We start from the raw sequence: 3102 nt of genomic DNA on the forward strand, positions 1-3102 counted from the left end.
CCTGTTGTTCCAGCAAGTTGGCGATGTATTCGCAACTGTAGGCTTGGAACTCGGTGGCATCGGCCAGTGCCCGTGCGACTTTGTCGGGGCCGTGGATTTCGCTCAGGGCCACGATCTTCTGCACATGCTGGCGGGGATTGAGTCGGCGTTGCTTCAGGTGTTGGTAATACGCATCCGCCAGCGGCGAGAGCAGAATGAACCGCTGTAGCAGTTTCTGATCTCGTGCCCGATGCCGCTGTTCCAGTAACGCCCGCACATGGTCGGGGTTCTCGAAGTCCAGGCCGCGATCATAGGATCGGATATGTTCGGCCACCAACCGGTCCTGATCAAAGGCCAGTATCTTTTCGGGATAGGCGCGCAGGATCAACTTGGCGCCCGCATATTCCGCCGGCACCGAATAGCGGTTGCCATCGACATGTACGCGGAAGCGCCGGGTGGCCGAGACCGTCTTGACCGCACCGGCGTCGTAATGCGCCGCCGGCAACGGCAGCAGCGTGGGTTTCTCGGCGGCGAAACGTTCGTTCGGCGTCTGGCGCGTTTCCCCATGCATTCGGACATTGGCAACTTCCTCCATCCAGTACCGGACAGAGGGATTGACCGGCGCGAACTGCTCCAACGGCAGGCCGGACAGGAAGTTCTTCTTCACATACCCCACCGCATTCTCGACGCGCCCTTTCTCATGCGGCGCGTGCGGATTGCAGGCTTTGACGGTGAACCCGTGAAAACGGGCGAAGTCCAGATAGCGGGGGTTGTACACCGCCGGTTGTCCGCGGGGATGCGAGAGCACCGCGCTTTTCAGGTTGTCCACCATCACACCGGCCGGACATCCGCCGAAATACCCGAAGGCGTTCGTGTGGCACGTCAGGAACTGCTCCACCGTCTCGCCCAGCGTGAACTCCACATAGAGTTTGCGGCTATAGCAGAGCACCATCACGAAGAAGCTCAGCCGCCGCCGCGTCGAACCCACCGCCACCGTTCCCGCGTTGCCCCAATCAACCTGGGCGCATTCGCCCGGCTCGAAGTGCAGCGTCAGAAAGGCCGGCTTCCGTGTGGGCCGCACCTTCCGAACGTAATCGCCGAGGATCGAGGCCCCGCCGGTATAACCCTGTTCACGCAACCGATGCAGCAGTTGCGGCACCGAAAACGGATGCTGCTCCAGCCAGCGAGCCACATCCCCCTTGAAGGGATCCAAGCGGCTGGGTCGCTTCGGTGCCTGACGTCGGTCGAACGCCTCGCGCGTCGCCCACAAGCTCACCGTCTTGACGTTGACTCTCAGTTCGCGTGCCACCTGCGCCATCGTCCAGCGTTCCACGTGCAGCCAATGCTTCATCTTCTGGAAGGTCGCATAGTCCATCATGCCGCACCTCCCCGGGGAAGGAGCACGGGCAGGGAAAGCACTTGATAGATCGGTCGCCTGTAGGCAATCAGGTCCGCGTCCAACAGTTGCCGACGGGCCACCATCAACTCCGCGCCGTTCAGTCCCAACAACGCCGCCGCCTTCTCGTCCGAGTAATACGACAGCCCCTCGGCGTCGCCGACGGTCACCAGCATCAGGTAGAGCGCCAGCCCCTGGCAGTCGCACCGCCGGACATGCTCATGGCGCACCAGCCGTTGATCCACCCAACTGAACTGCTCGGGCAACTTCCGCACCCGATCCCGACACAACACCTGTTTCTCGACCACGGATCTCTCCTCGTTGGCTTGGCATTCCGGGCACCTTGCCGAGAATGAGCGCCCCACGAGTCTGAAACTGCCGCATCGATTCTCCTATCTCATCTTGTAACGCACTCCCAGTTAAGCTGGAGATAACACCTACCAGCAGAGCATGTTGCGACGATATCACATCTTGTAACGCATCCCGCGCTAAGTCCGGCTTATCTATTTGCACATCAACGCTTTGCGGCAATATCACATCTTGTAGCGCAATCGGTCGTTTCAGACACCGCCGCCAGTAGGCGGGATGGGACTTCCGCCAGGCCCGCACCCGAGCAACGTTTTCAGGCCCGCAGAAATGGTCCTCGTTCCCGGGTTTGGCCAGCCAGCGGAGTTGACTGGCCACATGACTCGCCTTCTGACAGGCATCCTCGCCACAGTAGCGCTGGCAATCACGACGGCGCGGACTGACCTGATATAACTTCCCGCAATGCTTGCACTTGCGACGACGGTTGCACTTCATCGCCGCAAGCATGACAGACGGACAGCGCCAGGCAAGCCTCCGCGTTTTCACGCCATCAGCCGGCCGGCTCTCATACAGGAGAAGAATACGGAAGAAGATGTTTGACGAGAAGATTGGGGAAGAAAACGCAGAAGAAGAACACCCAGTTTCAGGCCGGCGGTTTCAACCCGGTTTCATTTCGGCGGCCACACCTCGCCTGCCTGCCTTTGCGGTGGTCGACCAGACGAACGCGGTGCCGTCGGGCGTGGCGGGTGGGGATACGCTCTGCCAGGCGATGATGATCGAGACCGGCGGGAACGAGTCCAACCCGCAGACGGCCAGTGCGGACACGGCACTCAACCTGCCGATGGGCGACACGGCGGTGTCGGCGCTGGGCGAGTTGATCGGGTCCTCGATCTCGGGCGTGCTCAAGACGACGGGCAAGGGTGAGGACGGGGCGACGGGGGCGGATGGGCCGTAAGGCGGCGGGCGGATGGGCGGTTGGATGGGTGGACGGATGGTGAGCCGGTCCGGCGGACGGACGGCCGGACCGGCGATGCATGGAGAAACGACATGGACGCTGACCTGGTAGCACTGCGGGATGAGATCGATGCGCGCCTGGCGGAGGTCGAGCACACGCGTGGCACGTGTGCCGGGCACCCGGCGCTCGCGCGGGCCATTGCGACGCTGTTGCGGTGCCAGCGCGCGCAGTTGAATCAGCGGGCGGCGAACACGGTCGCCGCGGCCAAGGTCAGCGGGGTCGTGGGGGCGTTGCTGATCGGGATCATCGAGGCGGCGAAACACTTGCTGGGCAAGTAGTGCACGTCATCATTGACGTCCGACTTCGCTGTATCCTTTGTGTATCCTTTTCCGACCTTTTTGGCGATGTGTCGGCAAGTGAGCGCAGCGGATGCAAGCGCAGTCTGGAAAAGCAAAAACCCCAATCT

At 61.9% G+C, this 3102-nt stretch carries 4 protein-coding genes; 2 read left to right on the plus strand and 2 right to left on the minus strand.

The window, feature by feature from the left end:
* The coding region (istA, locus tag ACIQ3B_RS18430; RefSeq protein WP_397405187.1) for an IS21 family transposase at nt 1-1357 on the minus strand (1357 nt) is incomplete at its 3' end.
* Nucleotides 1354-1683, minus strand: a complete 330-nt coding sequence (locus tag ACIQ3B_RS18435) for a hypothetical protein (RefSeq protein ID WP_397405189.1) — start codon at nt 1681-1683, stop codon at nt 1354-1356. The genes ACIQ3B_RS18435 and istA, both read right to left, overlap by 4 nt.
* A gap of 590 nt (nt 1684-2273) precedes the next feature.
* Between ACIQ3B_RS18435 and ACIQ3B_RS18440 the strand changes: the two genes are divergently transcribed.
* Nucleotides 2274-2636: a hypothetical protein gene (locus ACIQ3B_RS18440; RefSeq protein WP_397405191.1), complete on the plus strand. Its 363-nt coding sequence runs from the start codon at nt 2274-2276 to the stop codon at nt 2634-2636.
* A gap of 92 nt (nt 2637-2728) precedes the next feature.
* Nucleotides 2729-2974, plus strand: coding sequence for a hypothetical protein (locus tag ACIQ3B_RS18445; protein ID WP_397405192.1), 246 nt, complete (start codon nt 2729-2731; stop codon nt 2972-2974).
* Nucleotides 2975-3102 lie beyond the last annotated feature (128 nt).

This window comes from Phenylobacterium sp. (assembly GCF_044358365.1).
Taxonomy (GTDB): Bacteria; Pseudomonadota; Alphaproteobacteria; order Caulobacterales; family Caulobacteraceae; genus Phenylobacterium.